This is a genomic window from Pseudomonas sp. NyZ480 (assembly GCF_029537255.1).
In the GTDB taxonomy this organism is placed as follows: Bacteria; Pseudomonadota; Gammaproteobacteria; order Pseudomonadales; family Pseudomonadaceae; genus Aquipseudomonas; species Aquipseudomonas taiwanensis.
This window is the reverse complement of sequence record NZ_CP120626.1, coordinates 4,105,582-4,124,424: the sequence shown is the minus strand read 5'-3', so window position 1 is coordinate 4,124,424 and position 18,843 is coordinate 4,105,582. Positions and strand designations below refer to the sequence as shown.

Genomic DNA, 18,843 nt, shown 5'->3' with positions numbered 1-18,843 from the left:
CACGGTAATCCTGTGGGAGCGTGGCTACGCCTCAGTTCTGTTCAGCGACGCTGGACTTGCCCTGACGGGTCTCGATCTCGCCGATCAGGCGCTTGGCCAAGGCCGGGTAATTTTCGTCGAAGTGGTGCCCGCCTGGCAGTTTCAGGCGCTCGCCCACGGCAGTCTTGTCGGTGCAACCACTTTCGTCGGTCTCTTCAACACCATAGACGCACACTACCTTCGACGCTGGCAGCTTGGCCATTTCCGGCCCGGTCGGCGCTTCCTGACCTTCCTTGCCCAGCCAGCCTTCGACTTCGATTTCGAAGCTGCCACTGCGGGCGAACGCCAGCAGAACCACGGCATCGACTCGCTGCTGATCCTCGACAGGCAGGCGGTTGTAAATGGCTGGCAGCACATCTGCGCCGAACGAGTAACCGGTCAGCACGAAGCGCTTGGTGCCCCATTTCTGACGGTAATGCTGCATCAGTTCGGACAGGTCGGCGGCACTTTGCTCCGGGGTCTTGTGCTGCCAGTAGTAACGCAGCGTGTCGATACCGACCACAGGGTAGCCGAGCTTGGCCATCTCACCCGCCACGTCGCGGTCGAGGTCACGCCAGCCGCCATCGCCCGAGAGGAACAGGGTCACGGTATCGGTGGTTTGGCCAGCCGGGACTTCCACCACCGGAATGGCAAGCGCGTTACCGTCGCGACCGACCAATGCCTGGGTCAACTGCGTCTTGAGTACCTGCGGCAGATGGATGTCGTAATCGCTGATGCTGGTCTCGGCATTGGCCTGGTCGCGCACGAACGCAGCGCTGGCGTCATCGGGGTTGTCGTTCCAGGCTACGTTCCAGTGACCGTGGGCCGCAGACTTCGGCAGGGCAGTGGCACAGCCCGGCTGTTCGAGGCTGAAGTCGACGGAGATGGCGCGGGCCTTGTCATCGCTCTGACTGGCCAGCCAGCGCCAGGCTTGAGCCGCACCCGGGCCAATACCGGCAACCAGGGTCGGCTTGTCGGACAGTTGGCTCAGGGCCTGGTCCATCGCCTGTTGCTGTTTCGCGCAGTCGCTCGGCGGCAGAATCACTTGCACCAGTTGCGCTTCGCCAGCCTGGCTGAGGTCCAGCAGTTGCTTGCCGGTCAGGGCTTGGTCCTGGGGTACGCCGATGGCGACCCTGGCCTTGGCGTGAACCCCCGGAGTTACCCGGGTCATGCTGGTGCCGTCCAGGGTCAGCTGTTCAAGGCGCGCCTCGGGCGCCGGGCGAGCCCATAGCCAGAAGGCCAGGGCGCCGCACAGCGCGGCCAGCAGCAAGGGAACCAGTACGTACAACCAATAGCGTCGGATCATCAACGTTTCACCAATCCAGTCAGGCCGCCGGCAATCAGGGCGGCAGTGTCAGCCAGTGCCACCAGCGGGTCGAGCCCGGCCGGCACGGCCATGTAACGGGGTTCCCAGTCCGGTTGGAACTTGTCCTTGAAGCGCCGCAGACCCTGGAAGTTGTAAAGCTGCTCGCCGCGGCGGAACACCATCGAACCCAACCGCTGTGTCAGCGGGGCGCCACGGCGCGGTTGCAGGCCGGAAAGCGGAACCATTCCCAGGCTGAAGCGTGCGTAGTCTCGGCTTTTGTAATGCAGGATCAGACCGATCATCATGAATTCCATGGTCAGCTTCGGCGCTTCGGGGTGAGCGCGCATCAAGTCCAGGCTGGCCAGTTCGTTACTGTGGGTTTCCAGCAGGTTGGCGAAGGCCACCGGCCGGCCCTGGAAGCGAATCAGGGCGATACGGAAGTGCTGCAGGTACTCGGCGCTGAAGCGCCCGAGCGAGAAGCCTTTCTCGCGCACGTTCTTGCCGCCGAGCCAGGCGTCGGAAATCTCCTTCAGTTCAGCCAGGGGCGCTTGGCCGGGTTCGTGGATTTCCAGGCTCAGGCCATCGCGGCCGCCGCGGTTCCACGTGTAGCGCAGGTCTTTCATTTCCTTGCCTTTGGCTTCGAGGTCAAAGCGGCGCAGGTCGACCCTGGCCTCTTCGCCGAGCTTGAGCGCGGTCAGGCCGATATCCATATAGAAGGGCAGGTTCTCCGCTCGCACTTGGTAGAACACTGGGCGGGCATGATGGAGGTCGCACAGGTCGCGGAACTGCCAGATCATTTCGGCGCGCTCTTGCGCAGGGCCAATGGGGTCGTAAAGGGCCACCAGGCTGCGACCACGGCGCGCATACATCAGGAAGGCCTTGTCGCTTGGGTGGAACAGCAGCGCCTTGTCGCCAGTCAGGGCCAGGCCTCCGTCGGGTTGGTCGGAGGCCAGCAGAATCTGGTGGGCGCGCTGCAGTTCATCATCATCTGGCAGGTGGATCACTGGGCGGGCAGTGCGCAACAGCCAGGTCAGGGCGACGATCACCAGCAGTACCGCACTGCCCATCGCGGCGCGAAGACCACGCGGGGCATCGGCGTCCAGGGTGAACTGCCACCACAATTGGTGGCTGTAGGGCACATCCTGATAGGCGAACAGCAGCAACCAGACCGACGCTCCGACCACGCAGGCACTGGCTACCAGGTAGATTGGCGAGAATGGCAGTTCCAGCAAGCGGCTTGGGCGGTAGAACGAGCGACGGAACAACGCCAGCAAGGCTGCGGTCACGGTCAGCAGGCTCGCTTCTTCCCAGTCGAAGCCCTTGAGCAACGATAACAAGGCACCGACCAGCAGCAACACAGTGGTCAGTAGCCAGGCGGCCGACAGTCGGCGCCGCAAGCCTTGGGCCAGCAGCAGGCACAGGACACCGATCAGGCTGGCGCCAAAGTGCGAGGCATCGATCAGTCGGTGAGGTACGAGGAACCCCATATGTTCGAGGCGGGTGTCGATTTCCGGTGTCGCACCGGAGAACAGCAGGACCACGCCGGAGAGGAACACCAGGATCGCCAGGATCGGCGCCGCCAGCCCGGAGGCTGCCTTGATAGCCTGCTGGGCGAACAGTAAGCGACGGGCTTCGTTGGCCAGCAGCAGCACGCATGCCATCAGCAGCGGCAGCACGACATAGATCAGGCGGTATAGAAGCAGCGCCGCCGCCAGGGGCGCTGCGCCCAATTGGTCAGCGAAGGCTGCCAGCAGAATCGCTTCGAAGACGCCGACGCCACCCGGTACGTGACTGAGCACGCCTGCGGCCAGGGCCAACAGGTACACCAGCACGAACGCGCCAAATGGCGGAGCCTCTGGAAGCAGTAGATAGAGCACGGTGGCTGCCGCAGCGACGTCCAGGGCGGTGATCAGCAACTGCAGCAGCGTCAGGCGAGCCCCGGGCAGGCGCAGTGTACGGCGTCCGACTTGTACCAGCAGGTTGTCGGCCAAGGGTTGTTCGGCCTGGCGTCGGCGGTATAGCCCGATGACCAGCACGACGGACGCGGCCAGCACGGCAATCGCGATACCTGCCAACAGTGTTGGCGCCATATGCAAGGCGGTGGCTGCGGCAGAGAGGTCGCTCAAGGTGGCCAAGGCTGCCAGGGGAGGCAGCGCGCAGCCAAGGGAGAGACTGGCGAACACCGTCATCCGCGCAACTTCCCCGGCACCCAGCCCCTGGCGCGCATACAGGCGGTAGCGCACCGAGCCGCCAGACAGCATCGACAGGCCGATGGCATTGCCAATCGCAAACGCACTGAAACCACCCAGCACCAAAGTGCGTAGCGGCAGTTTCACGGCTGCGTAGCGGCTGGCCGACCATTCGTACCCGAGCAGGATCACGAAGCCCACCACGGTGGCCACGAAGGCGCCGAGCAGCGCACGGGTCGGCACGCTGAGCATGGCATCGTGCAAGGCATAGATGTCGAGTTCGCTCAACAGGTGCCGGCAGGCGATCAGGCCCATGGCGAACAGCAACAAGGTCACCGCCAGCCCGATGGGTTGGCGATAACGGCTTATGCGCTCCAGCCAGGTCAGCTGGTGCGCGGCGCTGGGTAGGGCCGAGGCGATGGTAGCCTGAGGCTCAGGGTTGCGGGAGGTCATGGGGTACCCCGTGCACACAGCGCGAGGTGGGGGAAAGGTGCGGCCAAGAGAAAGTCCCTTTGGAAAACGTATCCAGATATTACTCCGGGCGACGTCGCTTTTAGCCGTCCGAGCGGGTTAAAGATAGTTCATCCAATACACGGGGCCTGGCCGTAGGGGGGGGGGTAAGGCGGGGAATTTCCTGGAGGGGAAAAGCAACAAACCCCGCGCTGCTGTTAAACAGGCGGGGTTTGTTCTGACGAATATGGTTGCGGGAGCCGGATTTGAACCGACGACCTTCGGGTTATGAGCCCGACGAGCTACCAGGCTGCTCCATCCCGCGTCAGTGGTGCGCATTCTACAGTTTCGCGGACGGCTGTCAAGCATTAAGCATTGATTTTTCGTCATTTTTCTTCCGCGCCTTTTTCAAGGGCCAAAGAAAAAGGCCACTGTGTGAACAGTGGCCTTTTCTCGAATCTGGTTGCGGGAGCCGGATTTGAACCGACGACCTTCGGGTTATGAGCCCGACGAGCTACCAGGCTGCTCCATCCCGCGCCTGTGAGATCGAATTCTACGGATTTGCTTCCCTATGTCAAGCTGTTTCGTGAAAAAAACCTTTTTTGTTCAATCTCTTAGCGTATGCAATGAGTCCGCAGCTCAGGATTGACGTGGCTTTCAGCCCGATTGGCCGGTCTTGTCGCATGCGGGCTGTTTCCATAAGGGGCGCTTACGCTACTATCTGTATGAATTTACAGTGCCGATGGTAGGCCATGTCCCAGCGCAAGATCATTCACATCGACTGCGATTGTTTCTATGCCGCAATCGAGATGCGTGACGACCCGAGTCTGGCGGGGCGCCCCATGGCGGTAGGGGGGCAGCCCGAACAGCGGGGGGTGATCGCCACCTGCAACTACGAGGCCCGCGCCTATGGCGTGCGTTCGGCCATGTCCTCGCGGCATGCACTCAAGCTGTGCCCTGACCTGCTGATCGTCAAGCCGCGCTTTGATGCCTACCGCGAGGCCTCGCGCGAGATCCACGCCATTTTTCGAGACTATACCGAGCTGATCGAGCCGTTGTCGCTGGACGAGGCCTATCTGGATGTCAGCGACAGCCAGTGGTTTTCCGGCAGCGCTACCCGGATTGCCGAAGATATTCGTCGGCGGGTCGCGCGCACCTTGCACATAACGGTTTCGGCGGGTGTGGCGCCGAACAAGTTCCTGGCCAAGATTGCCAGTGACTGGCGAAAGCCCAATGGACTGTTCGTCATCACTCCAGATGAGGTGGGGGCTTTCGTCGCCGCTTTGCCGGTGGCCAGGCTGCATGGCGTCGGCAAGGTCACAGCAGATAAGCTGGCGCGCCTGGGGATCGACACATGCGATGACCTGCGGGATTGGTCGCGACTTGCGCTGGTGCGCGAGTTCGGCAGTTTCGGCGAGCGGTTATGGGGGCTGGCGCGCGGTATCGACGAGCGGGCAGTGCACAACGACAGTCGCAGGCAGTCGGTCAGTGTGGAGAACACCTACGACACCGACCTGCCTGACCTCGCCAGCTGTCTTGAACGGTTACCTGAACTGTTGGCCAGTCTGAATGAGCGAATCGCCCGAATGGACAGCAGCCATCGACCGGACAAACCTTTCGTGAAGGTCAAGTTCCATGACTTTAGCCAGACCACCCTGGAGCAGGCGGGGGCGGGCAGGGATCTGGAAAGTTATCGGCAGTTGCTGAGCCAGGCTTTTGCCCGTGGCGGAAAGCCGGTGCGTTTGCTGGGGGTAGGGGTGAGGCTGCGGGACTTGCGAGGGGCCCATGAGCAGTTGGAGCTGTTCCCAGGGCCGTGAGCAATGCAGTGTCGGCCAACCTCGTGAAAGCGGCCTTGCGTCACGATAGAGCTCCTGTGTAGCCCTAACGCGACGCAAGGCCGCTTTCACGGAGTCGAGCGTCTGGCTTTTTTAGCGGTATCTGGAGAGGCCGGTTTATCAGCGATGCTTTATTACTGCACGCCCGGATCTGCCACCAACCGGCCGGTAGCCTTGGTCAGCGCTTGCAGGAACTCCTGTTGCAGCTCCGGATCGTTGCGGGTCAGCTCGATCAGGCTCTGCTCCATTTCACTGGCCTCTTCTTCCAGGCCCAGCTCCGACAGGCGCTTGACCCGGTGTACCCACTGGCCGACGTCATCGTCTTCCAGGTCATCGAAAATCAGCTCATGGGCTTCGAGCAACTTGTTGCGCAGCGTGGCGCTGACCAACAAGCTGGCATCGCCACGCACGGCGTTCTCTTCATCAGCCACATGCAGGTGCAGGGTGCCGACGTGGTTGAGGTGCTGCTCGGAGAACGGGCTGTCCAGCAGGTTCAGGCGCAAGACGCCGTTTCTGTCGGTGGTCAGCTCGTGGGTTTGCTTGCCAGCCTTCACCTCGACCAGGCGTTCACTCCAGGGCATGCTGGTGAACTCTTCACGTTTGCCCTTCTGCACTTCGCTGATGCCTGCAAGGTTTTGCTGAGCACGACCATTGGACTGCACGTTCATGAACGGGTTTACCCCGGCCACGCCGTAGTTGAGCCAATCGTGCGTGACGCTGTCCGGCAGGTTGCCCAAGGCGAAGACGTTGACCACATTGGCGCCGATCCCGGCAACCACTGCCACCGCACCCAGCGGAATCTCGTAGATCTCCCGCCAGGGCTGGTAGGGCGTGTAGCGGTCATAGCGACGGGTGACTTCGAACTCGGTGACTTCGAAGCGCTTCTGCTCATTGACCCGAACGCGCCGTTGAGGCAGTTCCATCACCTTCGGCTCGCCGACATCGATCTGCAGACTGTGCTCGAGCAATTTGCGCTCGACGCGTTCCTCGTGCTCGCTGCGCTGGGACATCTGGTTGGCGCAGCCGCTGACCAGCAGGGCGCCGCACAAAGCGGCGCCCCCCAGGGTAAAGGTACTTCGCTTGGACATGATCACTCGTGCATTGGTTATCAGCGGCGAACGCGGGCCTGCAGGAAGGTCAGCACTTCATTGAGCGGCAGTGCCTGAGCCTCTTGCTCGGTGCGGTGCTTGTACTCCAGGTTGCCTTCGGCCAGGCCGCGATCGCTGACGACGATGCGGTGCGGGATGCCGATCAGCTCCATGTCGGCAAACTTGATGCCTGGGCTGGTCTTCTTGTCACGGTCGTCCAGCAACACTTCGAAGCCGGCAGCCGTCAACTCGGCGTACAGCTTGTCGGTTGCCTCGCGAACCACATCGGTTTCGTAGCGCAGCGGTACCAGGGCGATCTGGAACGGGGCCAGGGCGTCGTTCCAGATGATGCCCTTGTCGTCATAGCTCTGCTCGATGGCCGCGGCGACCACGCGGGACACGCCGATGCCGTAGCAGCCCATGGACAGGATGACCGGCTTGCCGTTCTCGCCCAGTACCTGGCACTTGAGCGCCTCGCTGTACTTGGTGCCGAGCTGGAAGATGTGACCCACTTCGATACCGCGCTTGATCACCAGGGTGCCCTGGCCGTCCGGGCTCGGGTCACCTTCGACCACATTACGCAGGTCAGCGACCTGCGGGACGGGGAGGTCGCGCTCCCAGTTCACGCCGAAGTAGTGTTTGTCGTCGATGTTGGCGCCGATGCCGAAATCACTCATCAGGGCGACCGAGCGGTCGATGATGCACTCCATCGGCAGGTTCATTGGGCCGAGCGAGCCAGCACCGGCGCCAATGGCCTCGCGCAGTTCGGCATCGGTGGCCATGACCAGCGGGTCGGCAACCTGTTCCAGCTTGGCGGCCTTGATTTCATTGAGCTCGTGGTCGCCACGGACCACCAGGGCGACCAGTTTGCCTTCCTCGGCACCGCGGACGATCAGGGTCTTGACGGTTTTCTCGATCGGCAGGCCGAAGTTGTCCACCAGATCCTTGATGGTCTTGGCATTCGGGGTGTCGACCAGGCGCAGTTCTTCAGTTGGCGCAGGGCGCACGGTTTCGCGCGGGATGGCCTCGGCCTTCTCGATGTTGGCTGCGTAATCGGAAGTGTCGCTGAAGATCACGTCGTCTTCGCCGGACTCGGCCAGTACGTGGAACTCGTGAGAGTAGCTACCACCGATAGAGCCGGTGTCGGCCTGCACTGGGCGGAAGTCCAGGCCCAGGCGAGTGAAGATATTGCTGTACGCCTGGTGCATGCGGTCGTAGGTTTCTTGCAAGGAAGCCTGGTCGGCATGGAACGAGTAGGCGTCCTTCATGATGAACTCGCGGCCGCGCATCAGGCCGAAGCGCGGGCGGATCTCGTCACGGAACTTGGTCTGGATCTGGTACATGTTGAGCGGCAGCTGTTTATAGCTGGACAGCTCGTTACGGGCCAGGTCGGTGATGACCTCTTCGTGGGTCGGGCCGACGCAGAAGTCACGATTGTGGCGGTCTTTCAGGCGCAGCAGTTCAGGGCCGTATTGCTCCCAGCGGCCGGACTCCTGCCACAGCTCGGCAGGTTGGATGCTTGGCATCAACACTTCCAGGGCCCCAGCAGCGTTCATTTCCTCGCGGACCACGGCCTCGACCTTGCGCATTACCCGCAGGCCCATCGGCAGCCAGGTATACAGGCCGGAGGCCAGCTTGCGGATCATGCCAGCGCGCAGCATGAGCTGGTGGCTGATGACCACGGCGTCGGCAGGGGTTTCTTTTTGGGTGGCGAGCAAATATTGACTGGTGCGCATGGTGAGCCGTGTCGATTGCCTGAATGTGAAATGACCCCGCATTGTACGGGGGCGAAACGAAAGCGTACAGAATGCAGCACTGGCTGGCAGTTGTCAGCCAAGAAAAAACCCGGCATGTGCCGGGCTTTTTCAATTGCGAAGCGCTGTCGGCCGAAGCTTACAGGATGCTCAGCGGGTACTCGAGGATCAGGCGCAGGTCGTTGTTGTCCGAAGCGTAGTCGGCGTTGTACGCGTTGTTTGCACGGTAAACGGCGTAGCGTACGCGGAAGGACAGGTCTTTGGCCGGGCCTTCCTGAATGACGTACTTGGACTCGACGTTGAGCTCGTGTTCCTTACCTTCGGTGTTGGAAGTAGTCTCGATGTTGTCACCGTAGACGTAACGGGTCATGAAGCTCAGGCCAGGTACGCCGTAGGAAGCCATGTTCAGGTCGTAGCGAGCCTGCCAGGATTTCTCTTCGGCACCGACGAAGTCGGAGATCTGGATGGAGTTGGACACGAAGACAGTGCCGTTACCATCGACGCCATACAGGTAGCCGGTGTCGCCGCTGGAGCGCTGGTAGGCCAGGGTGAACTTGTGGCCGCCCAGGCTATAGGCAGCTGCAAGGCTCCACAGTTTGTTGTCCAGTTCGCCGTAGAGTTTCTGGCCCTGGTCCTTGGAGCGATAGCCGTTGAAGTCGAAGTTCAGCGCTTGGGTATCATCGATCGGCAGGGTGTAGTTGAGGTTGATGTACTGCTTCTTGAAGTAGTCATCGACATCAGAGGCTGCCAGGGTACCGACGAAGTTGTCGGTGAAGGAGTAGGTGGCACCGGCAATGTTGGCCGACGTCAGGCCAGGCGTGTGCTTGCCGTTGATGCTGTCCTTGCCCATGCCGGTTTGCGAGCTCAGCGCGGTGAAGCGACCGGCGCTCAATTCCAGGCCCTTGATCTCCTTGCTGGTGATCAAGGTACCTTCCGCCACTTCTGGCAGCAGACGGCTGTCATCGGTCGCGAACACAGGGCTTGCGACGAACTGGCGGCCATACTTCAGGGTGGTGTCGGAGAGGCGGAACTTGACGGCTGCGCCGCCTTTGCCTTGCGAATCTTCCGGGTGGCCGTCGCTGTCGGTGCGGAACAGGCCGTTACCGGCAGTGCCTTTGCCGCCATCGAACTTGACGCTACCCATGGCCATGAGGTCAACGCCCACGCCGATGGTGCCCTGGGTGAAGCCGGATTCGAAGGTGCCCAGCAGCGATGCGCCGCTGTCTTCGCGGTGGCCGCTCTTGAAGCCGCTGGAGCGGGTTGGGTCGGCAATGTTGCCTGCACCGTGCTTGAAGTCGCGGTTCATGTACATGGCGCGAGTCTTCAGGTTCAGCGAACTGTCTTCGATGAAACCTTTTGCTTCGTCTTGCGAAGAGGCTACGGCGAACTGCGAGGTCCCTGCCGCAACGGCCAGGGCGATCATGCTCCACTTCATCACGCGCATCGTGATTTGCTCCTTTGGTTTTTAGGAAGAGTACCGCTGTGCCCAAGTTTTTTAGTTATATGGGACAGCTCTTTCTTGTTATGTCGGCGAAAATGTATAGCACGCTGACTGTTGTTGGCGATATGGGAATAAACATCCTTTCGGTAACGTTACGCTCATGTCGCTTCTAGGTAGTTCCATGTCGCAAATCACGCCTCCCCAAGTGAGGCGTACAACGCCAGCGCTGTTTCTGTCACCGTAATCGATCTGTAATAAGAAAGTCCGGTTCGAGAAACTCCCTGGTGCCTCCAATGCCGCTGTTGTTATTTGTCGCGTCCACCCGGTCAATGCAGGTGTCGTGCCGACTTGGCGTGAAGGGAATGCAACAACCGTGCTCAAAATTCGCAACGCTTCATGAAATTTTCACAAAATCCCCGGGCAAGGGGCGCGAAGTCCCGCAAATACGGGGCGGTATCGGGGTGGGTGGTCTACCGCCGAAGCACGTCGGCAAATGCCCAAAAGCTGCCTTAAAAGTCAATGTGTTACCGCGGACTGTTCAAGTTGAGTCGTTTGCGTGGGGGGATGTGTGGTGGAATCCACATTTTCGGCATCATTTTGGTGCGAAAAGTAGCGCAGTGTTACCGCAAGCGTGCAAAGGTGGCTCGTCCGTGAACCGAAAGTGAGCGCAATTCGAGCCGTTGCATGTCCAAAGGGGCGAAGCAGGGTATCCTCTGCGCAGGTTTTCCCGCATTCGACGGGGCTGTTTTCTTAGGAGGTTTGCCGTGTTCGTCCTGGATTCGCGTTTGCAGCAGGATTCCCTCGTGCTGGGGGATTTCCCATTGTCCCGTGTGTTGCTGAGCAAGGATGCCAATTACCCTTGGTTCATCCTGGTGCCACGGCGCGAAGGTGTGAGCGAGCTGTTCGACCTCAGCACCGATGAGCAGGCCCAGTTGTGGAAGGAAACCACCTACCTGGCTGAAGTCCTCAAGGATGAGTTCGCTGGCGACAAGATGAATGTGGCCACGTTGGGTAACGTGGTCAGCCAGATGCACATGCACGTCATCGTACGCCGCCATGGCGATGCAGCCTGGCCGGCGCCGGTGTGGGGCAAGGTGCCTGCGATCGAGCACGGCCCAGGGCAGGTCGACGCCATACGCCAGCGCCTGCGTGCGCGGCTCGATGATCAATACCAGGAGGCCTGAAATGTCTGCCGAATCGCGCATCATCGAGCTGGAGACCCGTCAGGCGTTCCAGGATGACACCATTCAGGCATTGAATGATGTGGTGGTCGAGCAGGGGCGGGTGATCGAGCGCCTGCAGTTGCAGATGGCCGAGCTGATCAAGCGATACGAAGAAATGGTCGGGCAATATGGTGGTGAAGGCGAAGAGGCGCCTCCGCCACATTATTGAAGGGCGGCCCTGGGGTGGCCAGGGCCATGCACGGTCAGCGGCGGGTAACCGCGACCACGTCTTCGGCTTGCAGGCCCTTGTCGCGATGCATCACCGAAAACTCCACGCGCTGGCCTTCGACCAGAATGCGGTGGCCCTCGCCACGAATGGCGCGAAAGTGGACGAAGATGTCATCGCCCGAATCGCGGGAGATGAAGCCAAAGCCCTTCGAGGTATTGAACCACTTGACGGTGCCGGTATCGCGCTTGCCGCCTTCCAGGGGCGCCTGCTGGGTGCTGCGGGCTTTGCGGCCGCTGCGCGCGAAGCCAGCGGCCAGGTGCAGCGCGACGGCCAATGCCGCACAGACCAGGGCGGCCAGGTTGCCCATTTCCGGGCGTGCCAGCAGTGTCAGGGTCTGCAGCACCACGGCCACCACCAGCAGGGCGCAGGCCAGGTGTTGCAATTGCTGGCGAGCGCCTCGGTAGTACAGCGGTACGACCGGGGCGAGCAGCAGGTTGAGCAGGCCGAGCAGGGCGAGGTAGACCGCGTCGGGTTGTTGCAGGAAAGGTGTTGCATCGGTTTTCAGGCCAGGTATGAGCGACAGCAGCAAAGCCGCTACGCCCGTCACCAGATGGACGATCTTGAACATGGGTTGGCTCACAGTTGATAAGGCCGATCACAGGAAGAGCTGGCGGCACGGTGCGCATGAGGTGTAGAGCGCGAACACGTGGCAGGCCAGCCTATGCACCCGGCAATGACAATCCGCACGGGTGGCACCGTGCCTATTTAACAGCAAAGGCGGGGGCTTCTCAAACCGAGGGCGGTTGCCGTCGATCCATTGCCTTGTGTCACATGCGGGTTGGGGAAAGTGTTGGTACAGTGTTTCGGGCCCGCTTGTTCAACAAGCCATCATGGAAAAGGGGAACTTCATGGCAATCGATATCGGTATCTCTGAAGAAGATCGCAAATCCATCGTCGAAGGGCTTTCTCGCCTGTTGTCGGATACCTATGTGCTGTATCTGAAAACCCACAACTTTCACTGGAACGTCACCGGCCCGTCCTTCCGCACGTTGCACCTGATGTTCGAGGAGCAATACAACGAGTTGGCGCTGGCCGTCGATTCGATCGCCGAGCGCATTCGTGCCTTGGGCTTCCCTGCGCCCGGTTCCTATGCCTTTTACGCGCGACATTCGTCGATCAAGGAAGAAGAGGGCGTGCCAGCAGCGGACGAAATGATCCGGCAGCTGGTGCAGGGTCAGGAGGCGGTGGTGCGTACGGCGCGCAGCATTTTCCCGGTGGTGGACAAGGTCAGTGACGAGCCGACCGCCGACCTGCTGACTCAACGGATGCAGGTGCACGAGAAGACGGCCTGGATGTTGCGGGTGCTGTTGGACGGTAAATAGTCGTCTTATTGCGTCGGAATCCTGATAAAGCCCGGTTGTGCCCAGCGCAATCGGGCTTTGGCGTTTTGGCGGGAAACCCTTGCCGCTGCTTAGCGGTGGGTGTCGCGGGCTTCATTGGGGCTGAGTTCCCGTGGCAGTGGAGTGACCCGATGCAAGACACGACGCAAGCGATGAAGCGAGGGGGTAATCAAGGGCGCTGGCCAGGTCGGCAGTGCGTCGACCCGTTCAAGGCCGATTTCGACATGTTGCAGATCCAGCCGGTGTCCCGTTCGGTAAGGCTCAACGGATTTTCCACCTGCTTGCGCCTGGAGGCGGTCTACTGGCGCATCCTGGAGCGGATTGCCGCAGCCAATGGCTGTTCGGTCAGTGCTGTGCTGTCGTACGTGGACCGCGAGGTGCACCTGCGTCAGGGCGGGGTGAGGAACTTCAGTGGCCTGATTCGGGTGATCTGCGTCGCCTGGCTGCTTGAGCCGCCGAGCGGACGCTGATCGCCGGGCGGGCTGCGCAGCGCCTGTTAACCATATATAATCCCGCTTTTTGCTGCCCCGGCAGCCTGCGTTGTGGTTGACGAGAGACATCCATGCCCCTGTATGACTATCAATGTGAATCCTGCGATCACCGGATGGAGGTGTTGCAGAAGATCAGCGCCGCGCCGCTGACCGATTGCCCGGCGTGTCAGGCGCCTGCGTTGAAGAAGCTGCTGTCGGTGCCCGGTTTCCGCCTGAGCGGTAACGGTTGGTACGAAACCGACTTCAAGACCGGGGCAAAAAAGAATCTGGCAGGCGGCGACAAGGCCGACTGAGTTGAATTGCAGTAGTCGGGTCTTGCAGTATTAGCCCTCTGGGCGGTCAAGACCTCCACCGAATACACGAATCACGAGAAGCGAAACCACCATCATGATGCGCAGCCATTATTGCGGCCAACTGAACGAGAGCCTGGACGGCCAGGAAGTCACCCTTTGCGGCTGGGTCCATCGTCGCCGCGACCACGGCGGGGTGATCTTCCTCGATATCCGTGACCGCGAAGGCATGGCTCAGGTCGTGTTCGACCCGGATCGCGCCGAAACCTTTGCCGCTGCCGACCGCGTGCGCAGCGAGTATGTCGTGCAGATCACTGGCAAGGTACGCAAGCGTCCGGAAGGTGCGGTGAACGCCAACATGGCCTCCGGCGCCATCGAAATCCTCGGCTACCAGCTGAATGTGCTCAACGAAGCGGAAACCCCTCCCTTCCCGTTGAACGAATACTCCGACGTGGGCGAGGAAACCCGTCTGCGCTACCGCTTCATCGACCTGCGTCGTCCGGAAATGGCCGACAAGCTGCGCCTGCGTTCGCGCATCACCAGCAGCATTCGTCGCTTCCTCGACGAGAACGGCTTCCTCGACGTCGAAACCCCGATCCTCACCCGAGCCACGCCGGAAGGTGCGCGCGACTACCTGGTGCCGAGCCGTACCCACGCTGGCAGCTTCTTTGCCCTGCCGCAGTCGCCGCAGCTGTTCAAGCAGCTGCTGATGGTGGCCGGTTTCGACCGTTACTACCAAATTGCCAAGTGCTTCCGTGACGAGGACCTGCGTGCCGACCGTCAGCCGGAATTCACCCAGATCGACATCGAAACCAGCTTCCTGGACGAATCCGAGATCATGGGCCTCACCGAGAGCATGATCCGCAAGCTGTTCAAGGAAGTGCTGGACCTGGAGTTCGGCGAGTTCCCGCACATGACCTTCGAGGAGGCCATGCGTCGTTACGGTTCCGACAAGCCAGACCTGCGTATTCCGCTGGAGCTGGTCGACGTTGCCGATCAGCTCAAGGACGTCGACTTCAAAGTCTTCGCCGGCCCGGCCAACGATCCGAAGTGCCGCGTGACCGCCCTGCGCCTGCCTGGCGGTGCCAGCATGCCGCGCAGCAAGATCGACGAGTACACCAAGTTCGTGGGCATCTATGGTGCCAAGGGCCTGGCGTACATCAAGGTCAACGAGCGTGCCAAGGGCGTCGAAGGCCTGCAGTCGCCAATCGTCAAGAACATCCCTGAGGCCAACCTCAACGTGATCCTCGATCGCGTGGGTGCGGTCGACGGCGACATCGTGTTCTTCGGTGCCGACAAGTTCAAGATCGTCAGCGAAGCCCTGGGCGCGCTGCGTATCCGCCTGGGCCACGACTTCGAGCTGCTGACCTGCGAGTGGGCGCCGATGTGGGTGGTCGACTTCCCGATGTTCGAAGAGAACGAAGACGGCAGCTTCACCGCGTTGCATCACCCGTTCACCGCGCCGAAGTGCACCCCTGAAGAGCTCGAGGCCAACCCGGCCGGCGCGCTGTCCCGTGCCTACGACATGGTGCTCAACGGTACCGAACTGGGTGGCGGTTCGATCCGTATTCACCGCAAGGAAATGCAACAGGCGGTATTCCGCCTGCTGGGTATCGAGGCGGCAGAGCAGGAAGAGAAGTTCGGCTTCCTGCTCGACGCTCTGAAGTTCGGCGCACCGCCACACGGTGGTCTGGCCTTCGGTCTGGACCGTCTGGTCATGCTGATGACCGGCGCCCAGTCGATCCGTGAAGTGATCGCCTTCCCGAAAACCCAGAGCGCCGCGTGCGTCATGACCCAGGCCCCTGGCATGGTCGATGCCAAGGCACTGCGCGAGCTGCACATCCGTCTGCGCGAGCAGACCAAGGTCGAGTAAGCGGACCGCGGGCGCACCCGCAGGGTTGCGCCCATGCGCTTTTGCGCAAGATCACACGCGTTCCGCCCTACGGGGCGGAACTTGTTTCTGTATCAAGGATTTTGGAGTTGATATGGCTGGTCATTCCAAGTGGGCGAACATCAAGCACCGCAAAGAGCGCCAGGATGCCAAGAGAGGCAAGATCTTCACCAAGTGGATCCGCGAGCTGACGGTCGCCGCCAAGCAGGGCGGGCCTGATCCGGCCTCCAACCCGCGCCTGCGTCTGGCGTTGGACAAGGCGCTGGGCGCCAACATGAGCCGCGACATCATCGACCGGGCCGTGGCCCGTGGTGCTGGCACCAACGAAAGCGACAACGTCGAAGAGCTCAGCTACGAAGGTTATGGCCCAGGTGGCGTGGCCATCATGGTCGAAGCCATGACCGACAATCGCAACCGCACCGCAGCGGCCGTTCGCCATGCCTTCACCAAATGTGGCGGCAACCTCGGTACCGATGGTTCGGTCGCGTACCTGTTCGAGCGCAAGGGGCAGATCAGCTTTGCCCCTGGCCTTGACGAGGATGCCCTGATGGAAGCGGCCATGGAGGCCGATGCCGATGACGTTGTGGCCAACGAAGACGGTTCGTTCGATGTGTTTACCTCGTTCAACAGCTTCTATGCCGTGCGTAACGCCTTGGAGGAAGCTGGCTTCAAGGCCGCCGATGCCGAGATCGTGATGCAGTCGACCACCAGCGCCGAACTGGACCAGGACGGGGCCGAGAAGGTGCTCAAGCTGATCGACATGCTCGAAGACCTGGATGACGTACAGAACGTCTACTCCAATGCCGAGATTTCCGAAGAGATCCTGGAAAAACTTGGCTAAGGTGTCCTGGGCATCCGGGCCAGGCAGGTAGCTTTATTGGGGCCGCTGTGCAGCCCATCGCTGGCTTGCAGTGATGGGGCGCGCAGCGGCCCCAATGGTGTTTAAACATGGGCTTTGTACGACAGGCACTATGACTCTGATTCTTGGTATCGACCCCGGCTCGCGGATCACCGGTTACGGCGTGGTACGCCAAACCGCGCGTGGTTGCGAGTACGTGGCGTCGGGCTGCATCCGCACCGGCAGTGGCGAGCTGCATGAGCGATTGCAGATCGTCTTTCGTGGTGTCGGAGAAATCATCGCCCAGCACGGCCCGGTGACCATGGGGATCGAGCGGGTGTTCATGGCTCGCAATGCCGACTCGGCGCTCAAGCTTGGCCAGGCCCGTGGCGCGGCGATCGTTGCCGCCGCCGAGGCGGGTCTGGAAATCGCCGAGTACAGTGCCACCCAGGTCAAGCAGGCCGTTGCCGGTACCGGGGGGGCCAACAAGGAGCAGGTGATGATGATGGTCATGCATTTGCTCAAATTGACCCAGAAACCGCAGATCGATGCATCCGACGCACTGGCCATCGCCTTGTGTCATGCCCATACCCGCTCCAGCCTGGTGCCTCACGGCTTGGCGACGGCTCGGCGGCGTGGTGGACGCTTGCGTCTGTAAGCACTTCATGCGCTGATACACATTTTGCTCGGGTGAAACGTTCACCCGCTGCTTTTGCTGATAGGGTTGTGCGGTCTTTGATCGGCTCCCCGAGAGGAAGGATCGGAACGTGATTGGACGTTTGCGCGGCACCCTGGCGGAAAAACAGCCGCCGCACCTGATTATCGATGTCAATGGCGTGGGCTATGAGCTCGAAGTGCCGATGACCACCCTGTACCGTCTGCCCAAGGTGGGCGAGTCGGTCACCGTGCATACCCACCTGGTGGTGCGCGAGGATGCGCACCTGCTGTATGGGTTTCATGAAAAGCGCGAGCGTGAGCTGTTTCGCGAGCTGATTCGTCTCAATGGCGTAGGACCGAAGCTGGCGTTGGCCTTGATGTCTGGCCTTGAGGTCGACGAACTGGTGCGCTGTGTCCAGGCCCAGGACGCTTCGACGCTGGTGCGGGTGCCCGGCGTTGGCAAGAAGACCGCCGAGCGCTTGCTGGTCGAGCTCAAGGACCGGTTCAAGGCCTGGGAAACCTCGCCTGCGATGTTCACGCTCGTCTCCGATGGGCCGGTGTCGGTCAGCAGCGCCAACAACGCCGAGGCCGATGCGGTCAGTGCGCTGGTGTCTCTGGGCTACAAGCCTCAGGAGGCGAGCAAGGCGGTATCCGCCATCAAGGACAAGGCTGGCCTGAGTAGCGAAGAGCTGATTCGCCGTAGCCTGAAGGGGATGATTACCAAGTGATCGAAGCCGACCGCTTGATCGCCGCCACTGGCCGCGACCGTGAAGAAGTCCAGGACCGGGCGATTCGCCCGCTGCGGCTGGATGAATACATCGGCCAGCCCGTCGTGCGCGAGCAGATGTCCCTGTTCATCCAGGCTGCTCGCGGTCGCCACGAGTCGCTGGATCACACCCTGATTTTTGGTCCACCCGGGCTGGGCAAGACCACCCTGGCCAATATCATCGCCCATGAGATGGGCGTATCGGTCAAAAGTACCTCGGGCCCTATTCTCGAGCGGCCGGGTGACCTGGCAGCCATGCTGACCAACCTTGAACCTCATGACGTACTGTTCATCGACGAAATCCACCGGCTGTCGCCAGTGGTCGAAGAAGTGCTGTATCCGGCCATGGAAGACTTCCAGCTCGACATCATGATCGGCGAAGGGCCTGCCGCCCGCTCGATCAAGCTCGACCTGCCGCCGTTCACCCTGGTCGGTGCCACCACCCGTGCCGGCATGCTCACCAACCCGCTGCGCGATCGCTTCGGTATCGTTCAGCGTCTGGAGTTCTACAGCAACCAGGACCTGGCCACCATCGTCAGTCGGTCGGCCAGCATCCTCGGGCTTTCGATCGAGGACCAGGGTGCCTTCGAAATTGCCCGGCGTGCCCGTGGCACGCCGCGTATCGCCAACCGACTGCTGCGCCGGGTGCGCGACTACGCCGAAGTGCGTGGCAAGGGGCAGATCACCAAGGCCGTGGCCGACTTGGCGTTGAACCTGCTGGATGTCGACGAGCGTGGTTTCGACCACTCCGACCGCCGCCTGCTGCTGACCATGATCGAGAAGTTCGACGGCGGTCCTGTGGGCGTGGACAACCTGGCGGCGGCCATCAGCGAAGAGCGCCACACCATCGAGGATGTGCTCGAGCCTTACCTGATCCAGCAAGGCTATATCATGCGCACCCCGCGCGGGCGCGTAGTCACGCGGCATGCCTACCTGCATTTCGGTCTGAACGTGCCCGGAAGGCTGGGGGAGGGGGGCGATTATTGCGAGCCAGGCGATGAATGACAGATCGAATCCCGCTTTTCGTGGTCCTACCG

17 protein-coding genes and 2 tRNA genes are annotated in these 18,843 nt (G+C 61.3%); 11 read left to right on the top strand and 8 right to left on the bottom strand.

Annotation, left to right across the window (positions count from 1 at the left end):
• Positions 1 to 31 precede the first annotated feature (31 nt).
• From P3R38_RS18950 to P3R38_RS18935, 4 genes are all read right to left on the bottom strand, one after another.
• Positions 32 to 1,324, bottom strand: coding sequence for an AcvB/VirJ family lysyl-phosphatidylglycerol hydrolase (locus P3R38_RS18950; protein ID WP_023381926.1), 1,293 nt, complete (start codon positions 1,322 to 1,324; stop codon positions 32 to 34).
• Positions 1,324 to 3,966: a bifunctional lysylphosphatidylglycerol flippase/synthetase MprF gene (gene mprF / locus P3R38_RS18945; RefSeq protein WP_027907395.1), complete on the bottom strand. Its 2,643-nt coding sequence runs from the start codon at positions 3,964 to 3,966 to the stop codon at positions 1,324 to 1,326. The genes P3R38_RS18950 and mprF overlap by 1 nt, the downstream gene beginning before the upstream one ends.
• Positions 3,967 to 4,211: 245 nt before the next feature.
• Positions 4,212 to 4,288 (bottom strand) — tRNA-Met (locus P3R38_RS18940).
• Between the two features lie 135 nt (positions 4,289 to 4,423).
• Positions 4,424 to 4,500 (bottom strand) — tRNA-Met (locus P3R38_RS18935).
• Positions 4,501 to 4,715: 215 nt separating this feature from the next.
• Here P3R38_RS18935 and dinB point away from each other — a divergent pair.
• Positions 4,716 to 5,780, top strand: a complete 1,065-nt coding sequence (gene dinB / locus P3R38_RS18930) for a DNA polymerase IV (RefSeq protein ID WP_277686504.1) — start codon at positions 4,716 to 4,718, stop codon at positions 5,778 to 5,780.
• A gap of 152 nt (positions 5,781 to 5,932) precedes the next feature.
• On the opposite strand, the gene P3R38_RS18925 is transcribed toward dinB, so the two are convergent.
• From P3R38_RS18925 to P3R38_RS18915, 3 genes are all read right to left on the bottom strand, one after another.
• Positions 5,933 to 6,886 carry a lipoprotein gene (locus tag P3R38_RS18925; RefSeq protein WP_023381923.1) on the bottom strand — a complete coding sequence of 318 codons (954 nt, stop codon included), beginning with the start codon at positions 6,884 to 6,886 and terminating at the stop codon, positions 5,933 to 5,935.
• Positions 6,887 to 6,906: 20 nt separating this feature from the next.
• Positions 6,907 to 8,622, bottom strand: coding sequence for a proline--tRNA ligase (locus P3R38_RS18920; RefSeq protein WP_277686503.1), 1,716 nt, complete (start codon positions 8,620 to 8,622; stop codon positions 6,907 to 6,909).
• 157 nt (positions 8,623 to 8,779) lie between these two features.
• Positions 8,780 to 10,084 (bottom strand): OprD family porin, encoded by a 1,305-nt coding sequence (locus tag P3R38_RS18915; protein ID WP_023381921.1) that lies wholly within the window; start codon positions 10,082 to 10,084, stop codon positions 8,780 to 8,782.
• 761 nt (positions 10,085 to 10,845) lie between these two features.
• Between P3R38_RS18915 and P3R38_RS18910 the strand changes: the two genes are divergently transcribed.
• Positions 10,846 to 11,265, top strand: a complete 420-nt coding sequence (locus P3R38_RS18910) for an HIT domain-containing protein (protein ID WP_104881357.1) — start codon at positions 10,846 to 10,848, stop codon at positions 11,263 to 11,265.
• A gap of 1 nt (position 11,266) precedes the next feature.
• Positions 11,267 to 11,473, top strand: coding sequence for a SlyX family protein (locus tag P3R38_RS18905; RefSeq protein WP_023381919.1), 207 nt, complete (start codon positions 11,267 to 11,269; stop codon positions 11,471 to 11,473).
• 34 nt (positions 11,474 to 11,507) lie between these two features.
• Here P3R38_RS18905 and P3R38_RS18900 read toward each other — a convergent pair whose 3' ends face one another.
• Entirely contained in the window at positions 11,508 to 12,101 is a 594-nt protein-coding gene (locus P3R38_RS18900) for a cold shock domain-containing protein (protein WP_027907399.1), read from the bottom strand.
• Between the two features lie 280 nt (positions 12,102 to 12,381).
• Here P3R38_RS18900 and P3R38_RS18895 point away from each other — a divergent pair, with 280 nt between their 5' ends.
• The 8 genes from P3R38_RS18895 to ruvB all read left to right on the top strand — a co-directional run bounded on the left by P3R38_RS18895 (position 12,382) and on the right by ruvB (position 18,811).
• Complete coding sequence (locus P3R38_RS18895; protein ID WP_023381917.1) at positions 12,382 to 12,855, top strand: Dps family protein; 474 nt, start codon at positions 12,382 to 12,384, stop codon at positions 12,853 to 12,855.
• Between the two features lie 170 nt (positions 12,856 to 13,025).
• Complete coding sequence (locus P3R38_RS18890) at positions 13,026 to 13,343, top strand: ribbon-helix-helix domain-containing protein (RefSeq protein ID WP_104882341.1); 318 nt, start codon at positions 13,026 to 13,028, stop codon at positions 13,341 to 13,343.
• A gap of 92 nt (positions 13,344 to 13,435) precedes the next feature.
• Positions 13,436 to 13,657 (top strand): zinc ribbon domain-containing protein, encoded by a 222-nt coding sequence (locus P3R38_RS18885; RefSeq protein ID WP_023381915.1) that lies wholly within the window; start codon positions 13,436 to 13,438, stop codon positions 13,655 to 13,657.
• Positions 13,658 to 13,751: 94 nt separating this feature from the next.
• Positions 13,752 to 15,527 (top strand): aspartate--tRNA ligase, encoded by a 1,776-nt coding sequence (gene aspS, locus P3R38_RS18880; protein WP_027907400.1) that lies wholly within the window; start codon positions 13,752 to 13,754, stop codon positions 15,525 to 15,527.
• A gap of 112 nt (positions 15,528 to 15,639) precedes the next feature.
• Complete coding sequence (locus P3R38_RS18875; RefSeq protein ID WP_277686502.1) at positions 15,640 to 16,386, top strand: YebC/PmpR family DNA-binding transcriptional regulator; 747 nt, start codon at positions 15,640 to 15,642, stop codon at positions 16,384 to 16,386.
• A gap of 130 nt (positions 16,387 to 16,516) precedes the next feature.
• The gene (ruvC, locus tag P3R38_RS18870; protein WP_004375291.1) at positions 16,517 to 17,041 is read left to right on the top strand and encodes a crossover junction endodeoxyribonuclease RuvC; all 525 of its coding nucleotides are present in this window, start codon (positions 16,517 to 16,519) and stop codon (positions 17,039 to 17,041) included.
• A 109-nt stretch (positions 17,042 to 17,150) separates the two neighbouring features.
• A complete protein-coding gene (gene ruvA, locus P3R38_RS18865) occupies positions 17,151 to 17,768 on the top strand; it encodes a Holliday junction branch migration protein RuvA (protein WP_104881358.1) in 618 nt (205 codons plus the stop codon).
• Positions 17,765 to 18,811 (top strand): Holliday junction branch migration DNA helicase RuvB, encoded by a 1,047-nt coding sequence (ruvB, locus tag P3R38_RS18860; RefSeq protein WP_023381911.1) that lies wholly within the window; start codon positions 17,765 to 17,767, stop codon positions 18,809 to 18,811. The genes ruvA and ruvB overlap by 4 nt, the downstream gene beginning before the upstream one ends.
• The last annotated feature ends 32 nt before the right edge of the window (positions 18,812 to 18,843 follow it).

Bases quoted from the DNA above. Each gene is read 5' to 3' on its own strand.
- P3R38_RS18950 (WP_023381926.1), bottom strand. From the start codon at position 1,324: ATGATCCGACGCTATTGGTTGTACGTACTGGTTCCCTTGCTGCTGGCC.
- mprF (WP_027907395.1), bottom strand. From the start codon at position 3,966: ATGACCTCCCGCAACCCTGAGCCTCAGGCTACCATCGCCTCGGCCCTA.
- dinB (WP_277686504.1), top strand. From the start codon at position 4,716: ATGTCCCAGCGCAAGATCATTCACATCGACTGCGATTGTTTCTATGCC.
- P3R38_RS18925 (WP_023381923.1), bottom strand. From the start codon at position 6,886: ATGTCCAAGCGAAGTACCTTTACCCTGGGGGGCGCCGCTTTGTGCGGC.
- P3R38_RS18920 (WP_277686503.1), bottom strand. From the start codon at position 8,622: ATGCGCACCAGTCAATATTTGCTCGCCACCCAAAAAGAAACCCCTGCC.
- P3R38_RS18915 (WP_023381921.1), bottom strand. From the start codon at position 10,084: ATGCGCGTGATGAAGTGGAGCATGATCGCCCTGGCCGTTGCGGCAGGG.
- P3R38_RS18905 (WP_023381919.1), top strand. From the start codon at position 11,267: ATGTCTGCCGAATCGCGCATCATCGAGCTGGAGACCCGTCAGGCGTTC.
- P3R38_RS18900 (WP_027907399.1), bottom strand. From the start codon at position 12,101: ATGTTCAAGATCGTCCATCTGGTGACGGGCGTAGCGGCTTTGCTGCTG.
- P3R38_RS18895 (WP_023381917.1), top strand. From the start codon at position 12,382: ATGGCAATCGATATCGGTATCTCTGAAGAAGATCGCAAATCCATCGTC.
- P3R38_RS18890 (WP_104882341.1), top strand. From the start codon at position 13,026: ATGAAGCGAGGGGGTAATCAAGGGCGCTGGCCAGGTCGGCAGTGCGTC.
- P3R38_RS18885 (WP_023381915.1), top strand. From the start codon at position 13,436: ATGCCCCTGTATGACTATCAATGTGAATCCTGCGATCACCGGATGGAG.
- aspS (WP_027907400.1), top strand. From the start codon at position 13,752: ATGATGCGCAGCCATTATTGCGGCCAACTGAACGAGAGCCTGGACGGC.
- P3R38_RS18875 (WP_277686502.1), top strand. From the start codon at position 15,640: ATGGCTGGTCATTCCAAGTGGGCGAACATCAAGCACCGCAAAGAGCGC.
- ruvC (WP_004375291.1), top strand. From the start codon at position 16,517: ATGACTCTGATTCTTGGTATCGACCCCGGCTCGCGGATCACCGGTTAC.